Source organism: Rhodanobacter lycopersici (assembly GCF_040812335.1).
GTDB lineage: Bacteria > Pseudomonadota > Gammaproteobacteria > Xanthomonadales > Rhodanobacteraceae > Rhodanobacter_A > Rhodanobacter_A lycopersici.
Map to the genome: position 1 here is coordinate 760740 of NZ_JBFOHK010000002.1, position 22645 is coordinate 783384.

12 protein-coding genes, 2 pseudogenes and 1 riboswitch are annotated in these 22645 nt (G+C 68.8%); of the genes and pseudogenes, 10 read left to right on the top strand and 4 right to left on the bottom strand.

Annotated elements, in window-relative coordinates; translation table 11 throughout:
* Positions 1-5 precede the first annotated feature (5 nt).
* From ABQJ54_RS10310 to metF, 3 genes are all read right to left on the bottom strand, one after another.
* On the bottom strand, positions 6-923 hold the full coding sequence (locus ABQJ54_RS10310) for a branched-chain amino acid transaminase (RefSeq protein WP_367854206.1): 918 nt from the start codon (positions 921-923) through the stop codon (positions 6-8).
* Positions 924-1012: 89 nt separating this feature from the next.
* On the bottom strand, positions 1013-1609 hold the full coding sequence (locus ABQJ54_RS10315) for a DUF4124 domain-containing protein (protein ID WP_367854207.1): 597 nt from the start codon (positions 1607-1609) through the stop codon (positions 1013-1015).
* Positions 1610-1621: 12 nt separating this feature from the next.
* Complete coding sequence (gene metF, locus ABQJ54_RS10320) at positions 1622-2446, bottom strand: methylenetetrahydrofolate reductase [NAD(P)H] (RefSeq protein ID WP_367854208.1); 825 nt, start codon at positions 2444-2446, stop codon at positions 1622-1624.
* Between the two features lie 144 nt (positions 2447-2590).
* Between metF and ABQJ54_RS10325 the strand changes: the two genes are divergently transcribed.
* Positions 2591-3148, top strand: a complete 558-nt coding sequence (locus tag ABQJ54_RS10325; RefSeq protein WP_367854209.1) for a DUF3228 family protein — start codon at positions 2591-2593, stop codon at positions 3146-3148.
* 97 nt (positions 3149-3245) lie between these two features.
* Here ABQJ54_RS10325 and ahcY read toward each other — a convergent pair whose 3' ends face one another.
* Positions 3246-4682, bottom strand: coding sequence for an adenosylhomocysteinase (gene ahcY / locus ABQJ54_RS10330; protein WP_367854210.1), 1437 nt, complete (start codon positions 4680-4682; stop codon positions 3246-3248).
* Positions 4683-4705: 23 nt separating this feature from the next.
* A riboswitch (S-adenosyl-L-homocysteine riboswitch) is annotated at positions 4706-4783 on the bottom strand.
* Between the two features lie 233 nt (positions 4784-5016).
* On the opposite strand from ahcY, the pseudogene ABQJ54_RS10335 reads away from it, so the two are divergent.
* From ABQJ54_RS10335 to ABQJ54_RS10375, 9 genes and pseudogenes are all read left to right on the top strand, one after another.
* Positions 5017-6411, top strand: a pseudogene (locus ABQJ54_RS10335) (phosphoenolpyruvate carboxylase); the annotation flags it as partial.
* A gap of 294 nt (positions 6412-6705) precedes the next feature.
* A pseudogene (locus ABQJ54_RS10340) lies at positions 6706-7866 on the top strand (phosphoenolpyruvate carboxylase); the annotation flags it as partial.
* Between the two features lie 273 nt (positions 7867-8139).
* On the top strand, positions 8140-9393 hold the full coding sequence (locus ABQJ54_RS10345; protein WP_367854211.1) for an efflux RND transporter periplasmic adaptor subunit: 1254 nt from the start codon (positions 8140-8142) through the stop codon (positions 9391-9393).
* A 114-nt stretch (positions 9394-9507) separates the two neighbouring features.
* Positions 9508-10272, top strand: a complete 765-nt coding sequence (locus tag ABQJ54_RS10350; RefSeq protein WP_367854212.1) for an ABC transporter ATP-binding protein — start codon at positions 9508-9510, stop codon at positions 10270-10272.
* Complete coding sequence (locus ABQJ54_RS10355; protein WP_367854213.1) at positions 10269-12686, top strand: ADOP family duplicated permease; 2418 nt, start codon at positions 10269-10271, stop codon at positions 12684-12686. The genes ABQJ54_RS10350 and ABQJ54_RS10355 overlap by 4 nt, the downstream gene beginning before the upstream one ends.
* A 5-nt stretch (positions 12687-12691) precedes the next feature.
* Positions 12692-15178, top strand: coding sequence for an ABC transporter permease (locus ABQJ54_RS10360; RefSeq protein ID WP_367854214.1), 2487 nt, complete (start codon positions 12692-12694; stop codon positions 15176-15178).
* Positions 15179-15183: 5 nt separating this feature from the next.
* Entirely contained in the window at positions 15184-17616 is a 2433-nt protein-coding gene (locus ABQJ54_RS10365; RefSeq protein ID WP_367854215.1) for an ABC transporter permease, read from the top strand.
* A 77-nt stretch (positions 17617-17693) separates the two neighbouring features.
* Positions 17694-20147, top strand: coding sequence for an ABC transporter permease (locus ABQJ54_RS10370; protein ID WP_367854216.1), 2454 nt, complete (start codon positions 17694-17696; stop codon positions 20145-20147).
* 24 nt (positions 20148-20171) lie between these two features.
* Positions 20172-22595, top strand: coding sequence for an ABC transporter permease (locus ABQJ54_RS10375; protein WP_367854217.1), 2424 nt, complete (start codon positions 20172-20174; stop codon positions 22593-22595).
* The last annotated feature ends 50 nt before the right edge of the window (positions 22596-22645 follow it).

A 22645-nucleotide genomic window follows, 5' to 3' on the forward strand; every position in this document is an offset into this window, starting at 1 on the left:
AAGCATCAGACCGGCTCCAGCCAGCCCCACTGGTCGTTGGTCTTGCCGTTGAACAGGCCGAAGAACAGCTCCTGGATGCGGCGGGTGACGCCGCCGGCCTTGCCGGCGCCGATCTGCTTGCCGTCGACGGCGCGGATCGGGGTGACTTCGGCGGCGGTGCCGCACATGAACACTTCGTCGGCGAGGTAGAGGTATTCACGCGGGATGTCGCGCTCGATCACCTCGATGCCGTCCTCGCGCGCCAGCGTGATCAGCGAGTGGCGCGTGATGCCGGTGAGGATGGAGGCGCTGGCCGGCGTGGTGTGCAGCGCGCCGTCGAACACCAGGAAGATGTTCTCGCCCGCGCCTTCGCTGAGCAGGCCGGTGGAGGCCAGCGCGATGCCCTCGCCGAAGCCGAGGCGGCGCGCTTCGCGCGCGATCAGCTGGCCGGAGAGGTAGTTGCCGCCGGCCTTGGCGCCGGCCGGGATGGTGTTGGGCGCGAAGCGCTGCCAGCTCGACACGCAGGCGGTGATGCCCTGCTCCAATGCTTCCGGCCCGAGGTAGGGGCCCATCGGCCATGCGGCCACGGCCATGTCGATCGGCGTTTCGGCGGAGAGGCCGAAACCGCCCAGGCCACGCCATGCCACCGGGCGCAGGTAGGCGGCGGCGAGGCCGTTCTTCTTCACCACCTCGCGGCATGCGGCGGCAAGCTCGTCGCGCGTGTACGGCAACGCCATGTCGTAGATCTTCGCCGAGTGGTACAGGCGGTTGAGATGGTCGGTGAGGCGGAAGATCGCCGCGCCATCCGGCGTGGCATAGCTGCGGATGCCCTCGAACACCGAAGAACCGTAGTGCAGCGCATGCGACATCACGTGGGCGGTGGCCTCGGCCCACGGCTTGATCGCGCCGTTCTGCCAGATCCATTCGGGGTACTGCTGCGCCATGACGATTCTCCGTGGGGGACTGCCCATGATAACCGGGCAGGCGGCAGGGCAGTGTCAAAGGCGCGTCCCGCAAGCTCCCGGCACGGGTTTCAGCCGCCGTAGCGCAGCCACAGGCAGCCGGCCTGGCGGGCGATCGCAAAGCGTGTGCTGCGATCGTCGTCACCGCTGGTGCGCAGTTGCAGTTCGTCCGCCGATGGCGAGGCGGGCGACGCGGACGCAGGCATGCTGGCACTGCCCGCCGCGGCAGAATCGTCGGCCGACCCGTCACCGAAATGGATTTCCAGCAGCGGTTGCCGCACCAGCCGGCCCAGCGAACGGATGTCGTCGACCGCCGACACATGGCCGTAGCCATGCCACAGCATCAGCCCGGCCAGCTGGTTGGGGTCGCGCGCGGCGAAGGCGTCGATCACGCGCTGGCGCAGTTCCGCCGCCGTGGTGGCGCAGCGCTGCAGGGGGACCGGCAGGCGGGGCGTCGCGACACTTGTGGCGGGCGTGGGTGGCGGTGCCTGCACCGGCGTGGCCTGCTGGGAAGCGCAGGGCTGGTCGGTGAACAGCGGATTGCCGTGTGCGTCCACGCAGTGGTGGATCGGGTTCTGTGCCCGCGCCGGCAAGGCGAGGGCAAGCAGCGTAAGCAGCAGGAGCAGGGCGATCGCGCGCATCGCGGCAGCATAGCGATGCGTCGGCACGATGATCGTGAATCAGTCCAGTTGTTCGAGTACCGCGCGCGTGGCCTTGGCACGATTCAACGTATAGAAGTGCAGGCCCGGCGCACCGCCGTCCAGCAGGCGACGGCACATCTGCGCCACCACTTCCGCGCCCAGTTCACGCACGGAGGCGGCATCGTCGCCGTGTGCCTGCATGCGCTTGGCGATCCAGCGCGGGATCTCCGCGCCGCAGGTGTCGGAGAAGCGCTTCAGCTGGGTGTAGTTCGCGATCGGCATGATGCCCGGCACGATCGGCACCCGCACGCCGAGCTTGTAGGCGTCCTCCACGAAACGGAAATACGCGTCCGGGTTGAAGAAATACTGGGTGATCGCGCCGTTCGCGCCGGCGTCCACCTTGGCCTTGAAATGGAGCAGGTCGGCGTGGGCGTCGTCGGCCTGCGGGTGGATTTCCGGATACGCGGCTACTTCGATATGGAAATGGTCGCCACTGTGCTCGCGGATGAAACGCACCAGCTCGGCGGCGTAGCGGAAGTCGCCCGCGCTGGCCATGCCGGAGGGCAGGTCGCCGCGCAGCGCCACGATGCGGCGGTAGCCGGCGGCCTTGTAGCCGTCGAGCAGGGTGCGGATCTCGGCGCGCGTGCCGCCCATGCAGGACAGGTGCGGCGCCACGGTGAGGCCGTGTACCGAGTGCAGGTGCGCCACGGTGTCGCCGGTATAGCTCAGCGTGGAGCCGCCGGCACCGAAGGTCACCGAGGCGTACTCGGGCCGCCAGGCCTTCAGCACGTGTGCCGCCTGGTCCAGCTGGATGCGCTGCTCGTCGGTCTTGGGGGGGAAGAATTCGAGGCTGATGGCGGGCATGGGAGTCCTTCGGTGAGGCTTCGGGAAATTTTATACGTTCATCGCGATGAAAAGATAGATGTCCAAATACTGGGGAGCCCGGGCGACGAAAAGACCGGTTTGCGGCATGCGCTAGGCTGACGCCCTTTCCCTGCCGGCTGCACCATGTCCATCGTCCTTACCCCGTTCGCGCGCGCCCGCCTGTTTCCACGCGAAACGCGCGGCAACACCATCCAGGACTGCACGCCCGAGGACTTCCAGCGTCGCTTGAACAAGGAGCCGCCGCTGCGCGTGCTGGACGGCTACGCGCCGTTCTGCAAGCTGCACGTGCACCGCAACTGGACCAGCACGCGCTGCCTCACCGTACCAATCACCGACGCCAACCGGCACCGGCTGCGCAGTGCCTACGAGGCGCGCACCAAGGCCGAGCTGCCGGTGCTGGTGCGCTGGTTCGAGGGCGTGCAGCCGCCGGTGGCGAACTGGCTGGTGGTGATCCTCTACAGCCGCGAACAGCTGGCGAAGGAAGGCGAGACCATCGATGCCGACTGGGGCATCGTGGGTTGCCTCTACACCATGGAGCCGGAGGAAATCCCGATGGCGCCCATCACCATGATGCGCAATGCGCTGGGCGTGGAAGAAGGCGGTTCCGGCGTACCGCTGGACCGCGAGGCCTACCGGCGCAGCGTGGCGTTCTGGGAATGCAACGCGAACTGGCGCCCCTGATCAATCCTGGCCGTTGTGATGGGTGCCTTGCATCCAGCCAGACGAAACGGGCGCCTCGCGGCGCCCGTTCCTTTTCCACACTACCGAAACCCGCCACTCAGTAGCGGTAGTGGTCCGGCTTGTACGGGCCTTCGACCGGCACGCCGAGGTAGGCGGCCTGTTCGGCGCTGAGCGTGGTGAGCTTCACGCCGATCTTTTCCAGGTGCAGGCGCGCGACTTCCTCGTCGAGCTTCTTCGGCAGGATGTAGACCTTGGCCTCGTAGTGGTCCTTGTTCGCCCACAGGTCGATCTGCGCCAGCGTCTGGTTGGAGAACGAGTTGGACATCACGAAGCTGGGGTGGCCGGTGGCGCAACCCAGGTTCACCAGGCGGCCTTCGGCGAGCAGGAAGATGCTGTTGCCGTTCTTGAACGTGTACTTGTCCACCTGCGGCTTGATGTTGAGGCGGGTGGCGCCCGAGGCGTTCAACGCGTCGACCTGGATCTCGTTGTCGAAGTGGCCGATGTTGCAGACGATCGCCTGGTCCTTCATGCCCTGCATGTGGGCGAGGGTCAGCACGTCCTTGTTGCCGGTGGTGGTGACGTAGATGTCACCGCGGCCCATCGTGCTCTCGACGGTGTTGACCTCGAAGCCTTCCATCGCCGCCTGCAGCGCGTTGATCGGGTCGATCTCGGTGACCACCACGCGGGCGCCGTAGGCACGCAGCGAATGCGCGCAGCCCTTGCCGACGTCGCCGTAGCCGCAGACCACGGCGACCTTGCCGGCCAGCATCACGTCCATCGCGCGCTTCAGGCCGTCGGCCAGCGACTCGCGGCAGCCGTACAGGTTGTCGAACTTGCTCTTGGTCACCGAGTCGTTGACGTTGATCGCCGGGATCAGCAGCGACTTCGCCTCGGCCAGCTGGTACAGGCGGTGCACGCCGGTGGTGGTCTCCTCGGAGACGCCCTTCCAGTCCTTGACCACGGTGTGCCAGTAGCCCGGGCGCTCGGCGTGCACGCGCTTCAGCAGGTTCTTGATCACCTGTTCCTCGTGCGAGGAGGCCTTCTCGTCGACCCACTTCGAACCGTTCTCCAGCTCGTAGCCCTTGTGGATCAGCAGGGTCACGTCGCCGCCGTCGTCGACGACGAGCTGCGGGCCGAGGAAGCCGCCCTTGCCGTCGGGGAAGGACAGCGCGTCCAGCGTGCAGTCCCAGTATTCCTCCAGCGTCTCGCCCTTCCACGCGAACACCGGCGTGCCGGTCTTCGCGATGGCGGCGGCGGCGTGGTCCTGCGTGCTGAAGATGTTGCACGAGGCCCAGCGCACGTCGGCGCCGATGTCCTTCAGCGTCTCGATCAGCACGGCGGTCTGGATCGTCATGTGCAGCGAGCCGGTGACGCGCACGCCCTTGAGCGGCGTGGAAGCGGCGTACTTGCGGCGAATCGACATCAGGCCCGGCATCTCGTGCTCGGCGATGTCGAGTTCCTTGCGGCCGAAATCGGCGAGGCCGATGTCGCGGATCTTGTAGTCGTGGCTGTTTTCTTTGAGTGCGGCGTTCATGGGTTGCTCCGGTTTTGATGGGGACAAACCGGGCGCCGTTTCAGAAAAATGCCGTCGAGCCTGGCCGTGAACATGTCACGGTCGCAGCGCCCCTCGACGGGAAGGAGCGATTATAGCGGCGTGGACACGGGGATGCCTCCGGCGAGGCGGTGCGGCGACCGGCCGAAGGGTTTTGCGGCATTGCAGCAAAAGTGTCACGCATGCGTTAGGCTTGGGGTTCCGCCCCCTGCGAGCCGATGCCGTCGTGATGAACGCTTCCCGCAGTCCCGAGCCCGCCTTGCCCGATGCGCCGCTGCGCGACGACGTGCGCCGGCTTGGCGCCCTGGTCGGCCGCATGCTGGCCGAGCAGGTGGCGCCGGCCTTCCTCGACGAAGTGGAGCGCGTGCGTGTCGCCGCCATCGCGCGCCGGCAGGAGGGCGCGCCGCTGGCCGGGCTGGCCGATCCGCTGAGCGGGCTCGACGTGGCGCACGCAGAAGCGCTGGCGCGTGCCTTCGCCACCTATTTCAACGCGGTGAACATCGCCGAGCGCGTGCATCGCATCCGCCGTCGCCGCGACTACCAGCGCGAGGGCGGCGCGCCGCAGCCGGAATCGCTGCGCGACGTGCTGGAGCGGTTGAAGGCGCAGGGCGTGACGGCGGACGAATTGCTGGAATGGCTGCTGCGGCTGGAGGTGGAGCCGGTGTTCACCGCGCACCCCACCGAGGCGGTGCGCGCCTCGCTGCTGGAGAAGGAGCAGGCGATCGTGCGCGCGCTGGTCGACGGCTTCGACGGCGGCCGCACGCCGCAGGAGCGCGGCGAGGACGAGGAGCGCATCCACATGGCGCTGACCGCCGGCTGGCAGACCGCCGAGGCTTCGCCGGTGCGGCCCAGCGTGCAGGACGAACGCGACCACGTGGATTTCTACCTGGCCGATCCGATCTACCGCATCGTGCCGGCGCTGTACGAGTCGCTGGCCGATGCGCTGCAGGCGGTCTACGGCGTGGCGGTACCGTTGCCGCGCCTGCTTTCCTTCGCCACCTGGGTGGGCGGCGACATGGACGGCAACCCCAACGTGGGCGCCGACACCATCGCCGCCAGCCTCGCCAGCCAGCGCACGCAGGTGCTGGAGCGCTACATCGCCGACGTCGCAGCCCTGGCACGCCTGCTCAGCCAGACCGACGGCCGCGTGCAGGTCGACCCGCGCCTGCGCCAGCGGCTGGACGATTACCGGGCGCGCTTCCCGCAAGCGGCAGCGCTTATACGTCCGCGTTACGCCGACATGCCGTACCGCTGCCTGCTCACCCTGATTGGCGCGCGGCTCGAAGCCACCCACGGCGACGAGCATCCGGAGGCCTATGCCTCCGCCGATGAGCTGCGCGACGACCTCGAACTGGTCGCCGCCAGCCTGGTCGACCATCGCGGCCTGCACGCGGGCGCCTATGCGGTGCAGCGGCTGATCTGGCGCGTGCGCAGCTTCGGTTTCCACCTCGCGCGGCTTGATGCGCGGCAGGACTCGCGCGTGCACGACGACGCGCTGGCCGCGCTGTTCAACGACAGCGAATGGCCGCAGCGCGGCGTGGACGAGCGCGTGGTCGCGCTGCACGCGCACCTGCGCGGCGAGCGTGATTTCGTCGCCAGCGAGGACAGCGTGGCGACTTCGCTGCGGGCGGTGTTCGCCGCCCTGCGCGATGCGCGCCAGCGCTATGGCGCCGCGGCGACCGGCCTCTACATCATCAGCATGGCGCGCTCCGCCGCCGACGTGCTGGCCGTACTGGCGCTGGCAAGGCATGGGGGCCTGGTCGAGCCTGCCGGATCATCTCCCTCTCCCCCCCGGGGAGATGCCGCTTCTGCCCCCTCTCCCCTCCGGGGAGAGGGCTGGGGTGAGGGGACGCGCTTGCCGGATGCTGTCGTCGATACGATCAGCAATAGCAATACCTCCGCGAGTCCCGGCCCCCCACCTCAATCCTCTCCCCGGAGGGGAGAGGAGGTGATCGCAGGAAGCGCGTTGTATGACAAGAGCTGGGAGGCGAACGCAAAGAGCCCTGTCCCATTGGACATCGCCCCGCTGTTCGAAACCATCGATGACCTGAGGAACGCGCCCACCACGCTGCGTGCCCTGTTGGCCGATCCGCTCTACCGCGCCCATCTCGCCGCGCGCGGCGACCGCCAGTGGGTGATGCTGGGCTATTCCGACAGCGGCAAGGACGGCGGCACCCTGGCCTCGCGCTGGGGCCTGCAGCGTGCCCAGGTGGAGTTGCTGGAGGTGGCGCGCGAGCACGGCATCGCGCTGGCGTTCTTCCACGGCCGCGGCGGCTCGGCCAGCCGCGGTGGCGCGCGCATCACGCCCGCGCTGCTGTCCTCGCCGCGCGGTTCGGTGGCCGGCGTGCTGCGCGTCACCGAGCAGGGCGAGGTGATCCATCGCAAGTACGGCATCCGCGCACTGGCCCTGCGCAATCTGGAGCAGACCGTGGGTGCGGTGCTGCGCGCCAGCCTGCGCCCGCGCGACGAGGAGTCGCGCGAGGTGCAGTGGCGCGAGCGCATGCATGCGCTGTCCACGCACAGCCGGCAAGCCTACCGCGCGCTGGTCGAGCGCGAAGGTTTCGTGGACTACTTCCGCAGCGCCACGCCGATCGACGTGATCGAGCGCATGGCGCTGGGCTCGCGCCCCTCGCGCCGGCGCAGCATGCGCGGCGTGGAGGACCTGCGTGCGATCCCCTGGGTGTTCGCCTGGACGCAGTGCCGCTCCATCATCACCGGCTGGTACGGCCTCGGCAGCGCGCTGGAATGGGGCGCGGCCGAGTACGGCGAGCAGGCCATGGCCGAGATGGCGCGCGACTGGCCGTTCTTCGCCAACGCGCTGGACGACGTGGAGATGTTGCTGGCCAAGTGCGACCTCGCCATCGCCGAAGCGTTCTCGAAACTTTCCGGCCCCCTGCACGAAGGCTTCTTCGGCCTGATCCGCGCCGAGTTCGAGCGCAGCCGCGACTGGCTGCTGCGGCTCAAGGGCGCGAGCGACCTGCTCGAAGGCGACCCGCGCCTCGCCGCCTCGATCCGCCTGCGCAACCCCTACATCGATCCGATGAGCCTGCTGCAGGTGGACCTGCTCGGTCGCTGGCGCGCCGGCGATCGGCAGGACGACGCACTGCTGCAGGCGCTGGTGGCCTGCGTGAACGGCGTGGCGCAGGGGCTGCAGAACACCGGCTGACACATCACGCAGGGCGTGCCATGGCGGGTATGCGTAGGAGCGGCTTCAGCCGCGATGCTTCTCGGCTTTTGAACATTCCGTCCAGAGCATCGCGGCTGAAGCCGCTCCTACCGTGCACGGGGCCGCTGGGGGCGGTGTCCGCAGGCGGATGATGCTGTCCGCATCCGGACAGATGGTCGTGCGTGTACCCGGCCACGGGCGCGCCGGATTGGCGATGCCATGCGGTTTGGGGTGCTGGACACAGGTTGGCACGCGGCTTGCCAAGCATGCCGCATGGATATTGCGAACCCGATGTATGGCATCCGCAAGCGCCGCCGCTTGCGACTGATGGTGGGCGGCGCGGCGCTGGCCGTGGCAGCGCTGGCCGTGCTGGTGTGGCGGCTGGGGCCGGCCCTGCCCGCGGCGGACCGCGGCAGCCTGTGGATCGATGCCGTGCAACAGGGCGACATGCTGCGTGAGGTGCGCGCCACCGGCACCCTGGTGCCACGCGAGATCCGCTGGCTGGCCGCCGCTACGCCGGCCCAGGTGGAACAGATCCTGGTCTGGCCGGGCACGCCGGTGCAGCCGGACACCGTGCTGATGCGGCTCTCCGACCCCACCGTGGAAGATGCCTTGCGCAACGCGCAGGCGCAGGTGGCGGCGGCGCAGGCCGATGTGGCCGCCAAGCGCGCCGAGCTCGAATCGCAATTGCTCGACCAGCGTTCCGCGCTCGCGCAGGCGCAGTCCGATTACGCCTCGGCCAAGGTCAAGGCTGACGCCGACACTGCCGCGATCGCGGTGCATGTGATCCCACGCGTGCAGTACGAGCAGGGCCAGATCGCGCTGAAGCAGTTGCAGGCGCGCGTGCAGATCGAGCAACAGCGCGTGGCCGCGTTCGCCGCCAACATGAAGGCGCAGATCGACGCGACGCGGGCCGCGCTGGCGCAGCAGCGCAGCAATCTCGAATTGCGCCAGCGCCAGGCCGATGCCTTGCAGGTGAAGGCCGGGATCGCCGGCGTGCTGCAGGAAGTGGCCGTGCAGGAGGGCGCCCAGGTTGCCGCCGGCGCCAACCTCGCGCGGGTGGCCAAGCCCGACGTGCTGATCGCGCGCCTGCAGGTGCCCGAGGTGCAGGCCAAGGACGTGGCGCTGGGCATGCCGGTGAACGTGGACACCCACAACGGCGTGGTCGACGGCAAGGTGGAGCGCATCGACCCGGCCGTGCGCAACGGCAGCGTGCAGGTGGACGTGACGCTGGCCGGCAAGCTGCCGCCGGGCGCGCGGCCCGACCTTTCCGTCGACGGCCGCATCCTCATCGCCCAGCTGCACAACGTGCTGTCGGTGGGCCGCCCCGCGCTGGCCAAGGCCGACGACGACCTCAGCCTGTTCCGCCTCGATCCCGGCAGCGACACCGCCACCCGCGTGCCGGTGCGCATCGGCGCGGCCTCGGTGGATCGCGTCGAGATCCTGCGCGGCCTGAAGGCCGGCGACCAGGTGATCCTTTCCGACACCAGCCAATGGGACAAATACGATCGCATCAAGCTGCGCTGAACCCGTAGGAGCGGCTTCAGCCGCGACGGGCGCGCCGAATCGCGGCTGAAGCCGCTCCTACAGAAGCAAAATCGTCGCGCACAGGGTGCGCTCTACAAACCCTCCGGAGCTTTTATGACCAACCTCGCCAGCGTCATCACCCTCAAGGACCTCCGCAAGGTGTTCCAGACCGACGAAGTGGAGACCCACGCGCTCAGCGACGTGCACCTCGACATCGAGCGCGGCGAATACGTTTCCATCTCCGGACCGTCCGGCTGCGGCAAGACCACGCTGCTGTCGATCCTTGGCCTGCTCGATACCGCGAGCTCCGGCAGCTACGTGCTGAACGGTCACGACGTCGCCGTGCTCAATGCCGCCCAGCGCGCGCGCATCCGCAACGCGGAGATCGGCTTCATCTTCCAGGCCTTCAACCTGATCGGCGACCTCACCGTGCAGGAGAACGTGGAGCTGCCGCTCACCTACCGCGGCGGCATCGACACCGGCGAGCGCCGCGCACGCGTGCAGGAGGCGCTGGAGCGCGTGGGCATGGCGCACCGCATGCGCCATTACCCCGCGCAGCTCTCCGGCGGCCAGCAGCAGCGCGTGGCGGTGGCGCGTGCGCTGGTCGGGCGGCCCGCGATCCTGCTGGCGGACGAACCCACCGGCAACCTCGACTCGCGCAACGGCGAGGCGGTGATGGCCCTGCTCGACGAACTGCACAAGGGCGGCGCCACCATCTGCATGGTCACCCACGACGCGCGCTACGCCGAACTCGCCCAGCGCAAGGTGCGCCTGTTCGACGGCAGCGTGGTGGACGAGGAAACCTACGACCGCCTGCGCCGCGAGGACGAATCGCGCCTCGACGCACTGATCGGCCAGCGCATCGAGGTGGGTGCGTGAACGTCTGGCTCGCCGAGATCTGGCAGGCATGGCGCGCCAGCCTGCGCAGGCCGGGGTTTCTATTGCTGGCGGCTGCGGTGCTGGCTTTGGGCATCGGCGCCACCGTGGCGGTATTCGCGCTGATCGACCAGGTGCTGCTGAAGCCGCTGCCCTATGCGCAGCCCGCGCAGCTGGCGAGCCTGGGGCGCGATACCCTGGACAGGCAGGTTTCGCCGCTGCAGTACCAGCATCTGCAATCGCTTTCCGGGGTCAGCTCCATGGGGCTGTTCAAGGCCGGCCTGACACCGGCCAACGTCACCGGCGACGGCGAGCCGGAGCAGATCCAGGCGCTGGAGGTGGATCGGGGTTTGCTGCCGACGCTGGGTGTGCGCCTGGTGATGGGCAGGAATTTCGATGCGGCTGAAGACAGCCCGCACGGAGCAAAGGCGGTGATTCTTTCGTATGGGCTGTGGCAGCGCCGTTACGCCGGCGACGCGCATGTGATCGGCCGCAGCCTGCCGCTGGAAGGCAACGCGTACGACATCGTCGGCGTGCTGCCGCCCGACTTCGATTTGCTGGGCGGTCCGGATCTGTTGCTGCCCGCGGCGTTGCCCGCCCAGTCGCGCGACATTGGCACCAATTACCTTGCAGTGGCGCGGATGTCGCCGGGCACCAGCCTCGGTGCGCTCGGTGCCCAAGTCGCGACGCGCCTGCACGCGATGTATGCCGCAATCGGCGGGAGCCAGGGCGAGGCGGGCCTGCGCACGCGCTACGACGCCGTCGGCCTGCGCGCGGGCCTGCAAGAGGCGTCGAGCCGGGTGCTGTCCATGTTCATGGTCAGTGCCCTGTTCGTGCTGCTGATCGCCTTCGTCAATCTCGTCAACCTGATGGTGTTGCGGGCGCTGGCGCGCGCCCACGATGTTGCCGTGCGTGCGGCCCTGGGAGCGCCGGCGATGCGGCTGGCGTGGCCCGCCCTCGCGGAAGGGACGCTGGTCGGCCTGACCGGTGCCGTGGCCGGCATGGGTTTGGCCAGCCTGGGGCTGGATGCCCTGCGCGGATTCATGCCAGTGGAGTGGCAGGCGGATGCGGTGCGGGCATCTGGCTGGTTGTCGTGGGGCGTGGCCCTGGCGATCGGCATGGCGGGTGCGCTGCTGTCCGCGTTACTGGGACTGTGGCGCGGCCGTGCGGCGACCACCATCGACGAATTGCGCGAAGGTGGTCGCAACGGCATCGGTCGGCACGGCGGTCTCCTGGGCAAGGTGCTGGTGGTGGTGCAAGTGACCCTGGCCACGACACTGCTGTGCGGAGCGGGGTTGTTCCTGCATGCCTTGCGTGATGCGGCGCAAACCCCGCTGGGCTTTTCCATGCAGGGCGTGTTGACGTTCGAGCTCGCGCCGATCAAGGCCGACTATCCCGATGTGCCCTCGGTGCAGCAATTGAGCCAGCGCCTGCTGGATCGACTGCGCGCCATACCCGGCGTGGTGGATGTCGCCGCCGGCACCAACTTGCCGGTCGGCGACCAGCTCAATATGCCGATGCGGGCGCCCGGTGGCGAAGCCGATTCCGTGGAATATCGCGGGGTCAGTCCCGGCTACTTTGCCGCCTTCGGCATTCCGCTGCGCAGCGGACGCGGCTTCGAACAAACCGACGGCGCGGGCAGCGCAGCCGTGGCCGTGGTCAACCAGGCGTATGCGCGCGCCTATCTCGGCGGCAATGCCCTGGGCAAGACGCTGGAGATGGCGTTCGGCACCGCCGGCAATCCCGTCATGCGCGTTGTCGGCGTGGTGGCCGACACGCGCCAGTCCGGTCCGCTGCAGGCCGCCCTGCCGATGGTCTATGTGCCGCTGGCGCAGGTGCCCGACACCGTCATGGGCATGATCCGCGACTTCATGCCCTTGCGCTTCGCGCTGCGCACGCACGGCAGGCCGGACGACTATCGCGGCGCGGTGCGCGCGGCGGTGGCCGAGGTCGCGCCGCGGCAGCCGATCGCCAATCTGCGCGACCTCGCTGACATCGCCCGCGGAATGACCGAACCCGTGCGTCTGGATCTGCTGCTGGTCGGCCTGTTCGCGCTCATGGCCTTGCTGCTTGCCGCAGCCGGCATGTACGCCGTGATGGCGGTGGCCGTGGCGGCGCGGCGGCGCGAGTTCGGCGTGCGCCTGGCGCTGGGGGCGGCGCCATTGCAATTGGCGCGCCTGGTGATGCGCACGGGCCTGTTCCAGGTGTTGGCGGGTCTGTGCCTCGGCGTAGGCACAGGCTGGCTGTTGACGGGGTGGCTGCGAAGCGTGGTGGACTCGATGGCCGGGATCCGCTTCGAGCCGCTGGTCGTGGCCTGGGTGTGCATGGTGCTTGCTGTCGCCGGTCTCGCGGCCTGCCTGCTGCCGGCCATGCGCGCGTCGAGGGTGGCGCCGATGCACGCCTTGCGCGGGGAGTAAGGGCGATGACGATCCTGTTCACCGAAATCTGGCAGGCATGGCGCGCCAGCCTGCGCCGCCCCGGCTTCCTGCTGCTGGCCAGCGGCGTGCTGGCGCTTGGCATCGGCGCCACGGTGGCAGTGTCCGTGCTGGTTGACCAGGTGCTCCTCAGGCCCCTGCCCTATGTCGCACCGGAACGGTTGGTCGCTCTGGGGCCGGTGGACCAGGGAGAGCCGCTGGGCGGCGTATCGCCCCAGCAGTATCAGCACATGGCGTCGATCAAGGGTGTGGCGTCGATGGGCCTCATCAAGGGTGGGTTGACGGCGTTCAACGTGTCCGGCGACGGCACGCCGGAGCAGGTGAACGCATTCCTTGCCGACCGCGGGCTGCTGCCCACGCTCGGCGTGAGGATGCAACTGGGGCGGGATTTCTCGGCGCAGGAAGATCTTCCGAACGGCCCGAAGGCAGTGATCCTCACCGATGGCTACTGGCTTCGGCGTTATGGCGGTGCGGCCACGGCGATTGGCCGCAGTTTGAATATCGAAGGTGTGCCGCACACCATCGTCGGCGTGCTGCCCGCCAGTTTCGATCAGTTCGGCGCAGGGGAGATCATGTTGCCGCTGGCGCTGGCTCCCGACACCTATGACGACGGAACCAACTTCCTTGCCATTGCGCGGCTGGCACCCGCAGGCAGTGCCGCAGCGCTGGGTGCGCAGGCGGATGCCGCGATCCATGCCATGTATGCGAGCTTCCCGAACGCCGACGCGGAATACTGGAAGCATGTGCGCTTCGGCAGCGCGTCGTTGCAGGTGGTGCTGCACGAGGACCAACGTCCGGTCATGCTGTTGTTCCTGGCCAGCGCCCTGTGCGTGCTGGCGATCGGGCTGGTCAATCTCGGCAACCTGATGCTTCTGCGCACCCTGTCGCGCAGCCATGACGCCACCGTGCGCCAGGCCCTGGGGGCGCAGGCATGGCGCATCGTCCTGCCCGCCTGTGCCGAGGGCCTGCTGGTGGGTGCAAGCGGCGCCATGGCGGGCATGGGGCTGGCCGCGATGGGTTTGTCCCTGTTCGGTCATTACGCCCCGGCCGACTGGACGTATGGCGAAGCCCTGCACATGCCGGCAGGAGTGGTTTTGCTCGCGTTGGCCATCGCCGTGCCGGGGGCGCTGGCGGCGGCGGCATTCGGCGCATGGCGGGGACTGGCCGTGGCATCCGTGCAGGAGGTCTTGCATGAGGGCGGCCGCAGCCAGGGACGCCACAGCGGTCGCCTTGGGCGGATTCTGGTGGTGGCGCAAATGAGCCTGGCGACCTGCCTGATGTGCGGTGCCGGCCTGTTCCTGCATGCGCTCTACGATGCGGCGCGCACGCCGCTGGGATTCGCCAGCGACCACATCCTGACCTTCGACCTCGCGCCGGTGAAAGCCGACAACCCGGATGCCGCATCCACGCAGGCACTGCTGCAGCGACTGATGGCGCGCCTGCACGCATTGCCGGGGGTCGACCAGGTGGCGGTCACCAATGGCCTGCCGGCGGGCAATTTCGACCAGCAGTTCAGCATGGGCGGCGTCCATGTCCCCGGTCACGACTACTTCGATTCCAGTCCGCAGATACGGGGCGTCACCGCCGATTATTTCTCCACATTCCGCATCCCCGTGCGCGCGGGCCGATCCTTTGGCGTGACCGATACGACCGGCAGCGAGCCGGTGGTCATCGTGAACCGGACACTCGCCGACCGGGAGTACGGCGGTCATGCCTTGGGCAAGGAGATCGTGCTCAACGATTACAGCGGATATGCGGTAGGCAAAGTGATGGCCGACGATCCGACCTTCCGCCCGGTAACCGCGCGCATCGTCGGCGTGGTTGGCGATACGAGGCAGTTCGGCCCGCTGGACAGCGAGCGGCGTTCGTTCCTGTATCTCCCGCTGGCGCAGGTGCCGACGCACATCATGCGGGTATTCCGCTCGTTCGAGCCGCTGCGCTTCGCGTTGCGCGTGCAGGGCAATCCGGACGGCTACCGCGCCGCGGTTCGCGCCGCGGTTTCGGAGGTCGCTCCGGAGCAGCCGATTGCCAACATGACGACGATGGACGAGATCGTGCATGCGACCACCGGCGATACCCGGCGCACCCTGTCCCTGGTCGGGACATTCGCGCTGCTGGCGCTGGGTCTGGCGGCGGCTGGCATGTATGCCGTGATGACGGTGGCGGTCACCACCCGGCAGCGCGAATTCGGTGTGCGCATGGCGCTCGGTGCGCCGCCGCTGGGCATGGTGCGCCTGGTGCTGCGTGCCGGCGGGCGCCAGCTAGCGATCGGTCTGCTGCTGGGGCTCGGCACGGCGGTTGTCGTGTCGCGGGTGCTGGGCGATGTGCTGCAACAGATCGGCGGCGGCACATTCGACCCGTTCGTGCTGGTTGGCGTCTGCGTGGTGCTTGCCGTGGCCGGTCTGCTGGCCTGCCTGCTGCCAGCCATGCGCGCGTCGAGGGTGGCGCCGATGCACGCCTTGCGCGGGGAGTAAGGACGATGACGATCCTGTTCACCGAAATCTGGCAGGCATGGCGCGCCAGCCTGCGCCGGCCCGGCTTCCTGCTGCTGGCAGCAAGCGTGCTGGCGCTGGGCGTGGGGGCCAGCGCCGTTGCATTCAACCTGGTCGACCAGGTGCTGCTCAAGCCCTTGCCGCTGCCGCAGGCATCGCGGCTGGTGGCCGTGGGCAGGCTGCAGCCCGGGTGGCCGCCACGGGTCTCCATGCGGCAGTACGCGGCGTTGCAGGACCTGGACGGTGTGCGCTCGATCGGCCTGCTCGCGTTCATCACGCCCACGGTCAACATCGTGAGCGAGGGCGTGCCGCAACGGGTGGTGGCGGGCTACATCGACCACGACCTGCTGCCCACGCTCGGCATGCGGCCACAGCTCGGGCGCAATTTCGTCGCGGGCGAGGACAGCCCGCACGGGCCGCCGGTCGTCATGCTCACCCACGATTTCTGGGAGCGCCAGTACGCGGGCAATCCGGCCGCGATCGGCCAGGTCCTGAAAGTCGAAGGCACGCCGCGCACCATCATCGGCGTGCTGCCCGAAACCTTCGTTGCGGTGGGCACCGGGGGCGACATCGTGCTGCCGGCCATGCTGACGCCCGATGGCACTGGCGACGAGCCCCTCTATCTTGCGATCGCCCGCCTCGCCGATGGCACGAGCACGGCGGCAGTGGGCGCGCAGGTCGAGGCGCGACTGCATGCGGACGTCGCAGGCTCCGCTGCGAGCCATGACGAACACGCACACTTCGGTGCCAGCGACTACCACGACGCCCTGCATGTGCAGGGTGCCCGCGTGCTGGAGCTGTTCCAGGCCAGTGCGTTGCTGGTGCTGCTGATCGCCCTGGTCAACGAGGCCAACCTGTTGCTGCTACGCGCGCTGGCACGGCAGCGCGACATTGCGGTGCGCAGCGCGATGGGCGCGCGCCATTGGCGCCTGGCTGCGCCGCTGCTCGCCGAAAGCCTGCTGGTGGGCTTGCTGGGGGCCGCCCTGGGCGTGCTGCTGGCGCTGGCGGGCGTGGCGGTACTGCGCAGTCTTATCCCGGCTGAAGTCACCGGCGGCGAATTGCACCTGGGCGTGCACACCCTGCTGCTGGCGGTGCTGGTGTCGCTGCTGGCGACGCTGGCGTCGGCAATGCTGGGCCTGTGGCGTGCTCGCGCCATCGTTTCGTTCGACGAACTGCGCGAGGGCGGCCGCAGTGGCGGCACCCGTTACCAGGGGCGGGTCAACCGTGTAATGGTGACCACGCAGGTGATGCTGACGGTGGTGCTGCTGTGTGCCTGCGGGATCTTCCTGCGCAAGTCCTGGGACGATGCGCGCGCGCAGTGGGGCTTCGACTACAGCAACGTGGCGACGGTTGCGCTGGCTCCGGTGCAGGCCGACTATCCCGATGTGCGGGCGGTGACGGCCCTGTCGCAGCACCTGGTCGAGCGCATGCGCCAGCTGCCCGGCGTGCTCGACGTCGCGGCCAGCACCAGCCTGCCGCTGGACGACTTCCTCGGCTCCTTCGGCATTCCCGCGCATGCGCCGGGCGGCGGGGCGACGTTCGTTCTCTATCGCGCCGTGGGCCCGGACTATTTCCGGCTGTTCGGCATCCGTCTGCAGCGCGGCCGCCTGTTCACGCCGGACGACAGGCAAGGCAGCGAAGCGGTGGCGATCATCGGGCAGGCCATGGCCGAGCGGCTGTATGGCGGGCAGGCATTGGGCCGGCAGGTGCAGATGGACGATGCGGCCCATCCGGGCAAGTCGTGGACCGCACGCATCGTGGGCGTGGTCGACGACACCTACCCGCAGCAGGACTCGCGTCCGAAGCCAGCGGAGCTTTACGTGCCGCTGGCGCAGATACCGGATGTGGTCATGGCCAATTTCCGCAGCCTCGAATCGATGCATTTCGCCTTGCGCGTGCGCGGCGATGCCGCCGGCTATGCCAAGGCTTTGCGCGAGATAGTTGCCGCGGTAGCACCACAGCAGCCGATCGCGCAGGTGCGCAGCATGCGCTCGATCTTCGACGAGGCATCGGATGGTGCGCAGACCGGCATCTGGATCTGCGGCGTGTTTGCGGCGATGGCATTGCTGCTCGCCGGCGCCGGCCTTTATGCGGTGATGGCGGTCGCGGTGGCGGCGCGCGAGCACGAGCTGGGCGTGCGCTCAGCACTGGGCGCGTCGCCCGCGCGACTGGCTTTGCTGGTGCTGCGCGGCGGGATGGCCCAGATCGTGGCTGGCCTGGCGCTTGGGCTGGCGCTGGCGGCCGTGTTCCCGCGCGTGTTCCAGGCCTCGTTCGCGCAGCTCGGGTCGGACGCGAGGTTCGGCCCCTGGGTCGCGGGCGGTGTCTGCATGCTGTTGCTGGCCTTCGGCCTGCTCGCCTGCCTCGTGCCCGCCATGCGCGCGGGCCGGACCCAGCCCATGCGTGTCCTGCAGGGGGATTAGCCCATGGACCCCGCAACGGCAGGCCGGGCGTTGCCTTGGCCAAACATCACGGACCACTTGCACGTGGAGACGGCTGCATGAACACCTGGCTTACCGAGATCTGGCAGTCATGGCGCGCCAGCCTGCGCAGGCCGGGGTTCCTGCTGCTGGCCGCCGGGGTGCTGGCGCTGGGCGTGGGCTCGGCCAGCGCCGTGTTCACCATGATCGATGGCGTGCTGCTGCGGCCCATGCCGTATCCCGAGCCGCAGCGACTGGTCGCGCTTGGCAAGGTCGAGCAAGGCAATGTGGTGGGTGCGTCGCCGCAGCAATACCAGCAACTGGCTGGTTTGCCGGGTGCGGATTCGCTCGGCATCTTCAAGAGCGATCCTCTCGCCACGAACATCGCTGGCGATGGCGAGCCGGTGCAGGTGCAAGCGCAGGAATTCGACCACACCCTGCTGTCCACGCTGCGCGTGCAGCCTGTGCTTGGCCGCAACTTCACCGCGCAGGAAGACCAGCCGAACGGCCCGCCGGCGGTGCTGCTCTATCACGGCTTCTGGCTGCGCCGCTTCGGCGGCAATCCTGCGGTGGTCGGAAAGACGATGCAGGTGGAAGGCGTTGCGCACACCATCGTCGGCGTGTTGCCGGCGGGTTTCGACCTCGGCCAGGCATCGATCGCCTTGCCGGTGGCACTCCGCGCGAACACGCCGAACGACTCTACCGACTACACCGTGGTAGCGCGTCTGGCCCCCGGTTTTGCCCGCGCGGCGCTGGCTGCGCAAGTGCAGACACGGCTGCATGCCTTCTACGTGACGCAAGGCCACAAGGCATACGCCAGCGATTACTGGTTGCGGGCGCATTTCGGCGCGCAGGATTTCGGCGCGGAAGAACACCAGGGTTCGCGTGCGGCCTCGCTGATGTGGCTGGCCAGCGCAGCGCTGCTGTTGCTGATCGCGCTGGTCAACCTCGCCAACCTGATGATGCTGCGCGCGATGGGGCGCAGCCACGATGCCGCCGTGCGCGGTGCGCTCGGTGCCTCGCCGTGGCGCGTGGCATTGCCTTCGATGGCGGAGGGCGTACTGGTCGGCCTGATCGGCGTGTTGCTCGGTCAGGCCCTGGCGGCCCTGGGCCTGTCGGCATTGCGCACGTGGATGCCGGCCGACTGGATGGCGGTGGAGTGGACGCGTCCCGGCGGTCTCAGCCTCGGCTGGCCCGCATGGGCGCTGGCCATTGCGGTTGGCCTGTTCGGTGCACTGGTCGCCACCCTGCTGGGGCTGTGGCGCGGTTATGCCGCGCTGTCGGCAGACAGTCTGCGAGAGGGCGGCCGCAGCGGCTTCAGCCGGCGCAGCGGCCTGCTGGGTCGCGTGTTGGTGATTGCCCAGGTGGCGCTGGCCTCGCTGCTGCTTTGCGCGGCCGGCGTGTTCCTGCGCACCCTGCTCGACAACGCGAAGGTGGACCTCGGCTTCGATGCGCGCGGCGTGCTCACCTTCGAACTCGCGCCGGTCAAGGCGACCTATCCCGACGCCGCTTCCGTGCAGCTCTTGTCGCAGCGGCTGGTCGAACGCCTGCGCCAGATCCCCGGTGTGCGTCAGGCCGCGGCGGGCACCAATCTGCCGGCAGGCGATTTCAGTGGCCAGTGGCGGATGAACATGCATGTGCCGGGTGGCGAGGATTTCAGCTCGCAGCTGCATGCGGCCGACCCGGGCTTCTTCGGGGTATTCGGCATACGCCTGCTGCAGGGTCGCCTGTTCGCCGATACCGATGTGCGGGGCGGCGAGGCGGTGGCCATCGTCAACCGGAAATTCGCCGACCAGCACTACCACGGCCGCGCACTGGGCCAGATCATCCAGCGCGGTTCGGGTGCGGACATGCTGTCGGCGCGCATCGTGGGCGTGGTGGCCAGCACCTGGCAGTTCGGCCCGGAAGATCCGGATGCGGCGACGCCCATCCTCTACCTGCCGCTGGCGCAGATGCCGGAGGGCATATTGCGCGCATTCCGCACCTACGAGCCGCTGCGCTTCGCCATCAAGGTGCAGGGCAGCCCCGACGGCTACCGCGATGCGGTGAAGCAGGCGGTGGCCGAAGTGGCGCCCGAGCAGCCGATCAGCCACGTGCGCAGCATGGCGTGGGTGGTACACGACATCACCACCGACACGGAATTCAACCTCATGTTGGTCGGCCTGCTGAGTGGCCTGGCGTTGTTGCTGGCCGGCGTGGGCATGTACGCAGTGATGGCGGTGGCGGTGGCCGCACGCGAACGCGAGTTCGGCGTGCGCGCCGCACTGGGCGCATCGCCGCGCCGTTTGCTGCTGCTGGTGTTGCGTGGTGGCCTGTTGCAGATCGTGCTGGGCCTTGCGGCAGGCGTGGTGCTGGGTGCGGCCGGATCGGGCGTGCTGCGCGCGGTGGTGGTGCAGTTGGGGCGCAGCGTGTTCGATCCCTGGGCTGTCCTCGTCGCCTGCGCCGTGCTTGCCTGCGCCGGTGTGCTGGCTTGTCTGGCTCCAGCGATGCGCGCCGGTCGAACGGCGCCGATGCGTGCCCTGCGTGGGGAATGAAGCTATGGAAGGGGAGGCTCGCGCATGAACGTTTGGCTTACGGAAATCTTGCGTGCCTGGCGCGCCAGCCTGCGCCGCCCCGGCTTCCTGCTGCTGGCCAGCGGCGTGCTGGCGCTGGGCATCGGCGCCAGCGTGGGGGTGGCCACGTTGATCGGCCAGGTGCTGATGCAGCCGTTGCCGATTCCCGATGCGGCGCGCGTGATGGTGGTGGGGCCGCTGTTCGAGGGGCAGCGCATCGTGTCGCCGCTGCAGTATCAGCACCTGACGCCGCTCAAGGGCATCGAGTCGACGGGGCTGATGCTGTTTTCCAAGCCGAATGTCAACCTTACCGGCGGCGATCGCCCGGAGGTGGTGTCGGCCGCCTATATCGATCAAGGCATGCTGCCGACCCTGGGCCTGCATCCGTTGCTCGGGCGCAACTTCACGGCGCAGGAGGACGCGCCGCACGGGCCGCATGCGGTCATGCTCGGCTACGGGTTCTGGCAACGCCGCTACGGCGGCAATCCCGGGGTGTTGGGGCAGACGCTGAGTGTCGAGGGTATCGGCTATACCATCGTCGGCGTGTTGCCGAAGTCCTTTGACAGCCTGACCTTCAGCGGTGACGTGGCGCTGCCATTGGCGCTTCCGCCGCACAGCACGGCTGACGGTCTCAACGATATTGCGGTGGTGCGGCTCGGCGCAGGAGCAAGCCGGCAGGCCGTGGCGGCCGCGATGGATACGCACCTGCATGCCATGTATGCCGTGATGGGTGCCAGGTATGTCGATAACTGGCGGGGCGTGCGGTTCGGCGCACAACCGATCACGGCGTGGCAGCACGCGGATGCGCACTCCGCGTTGATGCTGTTCATGGCCTGCGCCCTGTTCGTGTTGCTGACGGCCCTGGTCAACCTGGTCAACCTGATGCTGTTGCGTTCGCTGTCGCGCGCGCACGACGGCGCGGTGCGCGGCGCGTTGGGCGCATCGCGGTTGCGGCTGGTGTTGCCGTCGCTGGCGGAGGGCCTGTTGGTCGGCATCACCGGTGCGCTGGCCGGTACGGCGCTGGCGTGGATGGGCCTTCACGCGCTGCAGGCCACGGTATCGGCGGACTGGTTGCCAAGTGGCGGTATCCGCATGCCGTGGTGGACAGGCTTGTCGGCGGCGGCCGTCGCCGTCGTGGTCGCCGTGTCCGCGGCCGCATTCGGTGTCTGGCGCAGCCGGGCGACGGTTGCCGGCGAAGCCCTGCGCGAAGGCGGACGCAACGGGCTTGATCGGCATGGCGGCCGGCTTGGCCGCTTGCTGGTCGTTGCGCAGTTGCTCCTGGCGACGGTGTTGCTGTGCGGCAGCGGCTTGCTGCTGCATGGGTTGTACAAGGCCGCGGGGACGCCGCTCGGGTTTTCAAGCGCGGACATGCTCGTCTTCGATCTGGCGCCGGTACGGACCGATTACCCCGATGCGCAGTCGGTGAATGCGTTCTCCGAGAGACTGGTGCGCCGCCTGGAGGCGATCCCCGGCGTGACCGCCGCCACAGTCACCACCAACCTGCCGACAGGACCCGGCCAGGCGTTCAACACGAATGTGCACGGTCCGGGCGGCCAGCCCGTGGACATGGACTACTTCGGCATTGGCCCGGGGTATTTCGGCCTGTTCGACATGGCTGTCCTGCGCGGGCGTGCCTTCACGCGCGACGACGTGCGTGGCGGCGAGCAGGTCGCGGTGGTCAATCGCACCTTGGCCGAGCAGTTGTACGGCGGTCATGCGCTGGGCGAGATGATCCAGGAGGACGACGGTCGGTCGGCGCGCATCGTGGGGATCGTCGCCGATACGCGCCAGTCGGGTCCGCTGCAACCGGCCCCCGGCATCGTCTACGTACCGTTGGCGCAGATCCCGGACAGTGACCTGGACTTCATCCGTTATTTCATGCCCATGCGCTTCGTCCTGCGCGGCCACGGCGATCCCGGCCAGTGGCGCACCGCGGTGCGTGCGGCGGTGGCACAGGTTGCGCCCAACCAGCCGATCTCCGGTTTCCGCACGATGGACCGGATCGTGCGCTCGACCACGGCCGCCACGCACCGGACCTTGCTGCTGGTCGGTGCGTTCGCTGCCTTGGCGCTGTTGCTGGCGATGGCCGGGATGTACGCGGTGATGGCCGTGGCGGTCGCCGCGCGCGAGCGCGAGTTCGGCGTGCGGATGGCCCTTGGCGCGGCGCCGGCGCGCCTGATGTGGCAGGTGCTGCGCAGCGGGATAGTGCAGATCGCGATCGGCTTGACGGTCGGCATCGCGATCGTGCTCGGCGTTTCGCGCTGGCTGGCGCAACTGCTCGTGCCGCTGTCGGGGTTCGACAGCACGTTCGATCCGGTGGCGCTGGGCGGCGTGTGTGTGGTGCTGGCCGTCGCGGGCCTGCTCGCCTGTCTGCTGCCGGCCCTGCGCGCATCGCGCGTGGCGCCGATGCGCGCCTTGCGGGGAGAGTAGGGCGATGGCTGGAACCACGAAGGGACGAGTGCGCTGCCGGGTCGATGCAG

What these genes read in the sequence shown, in the direction of transcription:
- metF (WP_367854208.1), bottom strand. Translation starts at nt 2,446, where the DNA reads ATGCCCGCCATCAGCCTCGAATTCTTCCCCCCCAAGACCGACGAGCAG.
- ABQJ54_RS10310 (WP_367854206.1), bottom strand. Translation starts at nt 923, where the DNA reads ATGGCGCAGCAGTACCCCGAATGGATCTGGCAGAACGGCGCGATCAAG.
- ABQJ54_RS10375 (WP_367854217.1), top strand. Translation starts at nt 20,172, where the DNA reads ATGAACGTTTGGCTTACGGAAATCTTGCGTGCCTGGCGCGCCAGCCTG.
- ABQJ54_RS10360 (WP_367854214.1), top strand. Translation starts at nt 12,692, where the DNA reads ATGACGATCCTGTTCACCGAAATCTGGCAGGCATGGCGCGCCAGCCTG.
- ABQJ54_RS10350 (WP_367854212.1), top strand. Translation starts at nt 9,508, where the DNA reads ATGACCAACCTCGCCAGCGTCATCACCCTCAAGGACCTCCGCAAGGTG.
- ABQJ54_RS10325 (WP_367854209.1), top strand. Translation starts at nt 2,591, where the DNA reads ATGTCCATCGTCCTTACCCCGTTCGCGCGCGCCCGCCTGTTTCCACGC.
- ABQJ54_RS10370 (WP_367854216.1), top strand. Translation starts at nt 17,694, where the DNA reads ATGAACACCTGGCTTACCGAGATCTGGCAGTCATGGCGCGCCAGCCTG.
- ABQJ54_RS10345 (WP_367854211.1), top strand. Translation starts at nt 8,140, where the DNA reads ATGGATATTGCGAACCCGATGTATGGCATCCGCAAGCGCCGCCGCTTG.
- ABQJ54_RS10365 (WP_367854215.1), top strand. Translation starts at nt 15,184, where the DNA reads ATGACGATCCTGTTCACCGAAATCTGGCAGGCATGGCGCGCCAGCCTG.
- ahcY (WP_367854210.1), bottom strand. Translation starts at nt 4,682, where the DNA reads ATGAACGCCGCACTCAAAGAAAACAGCCACGACTACAAGATCCGCGAC.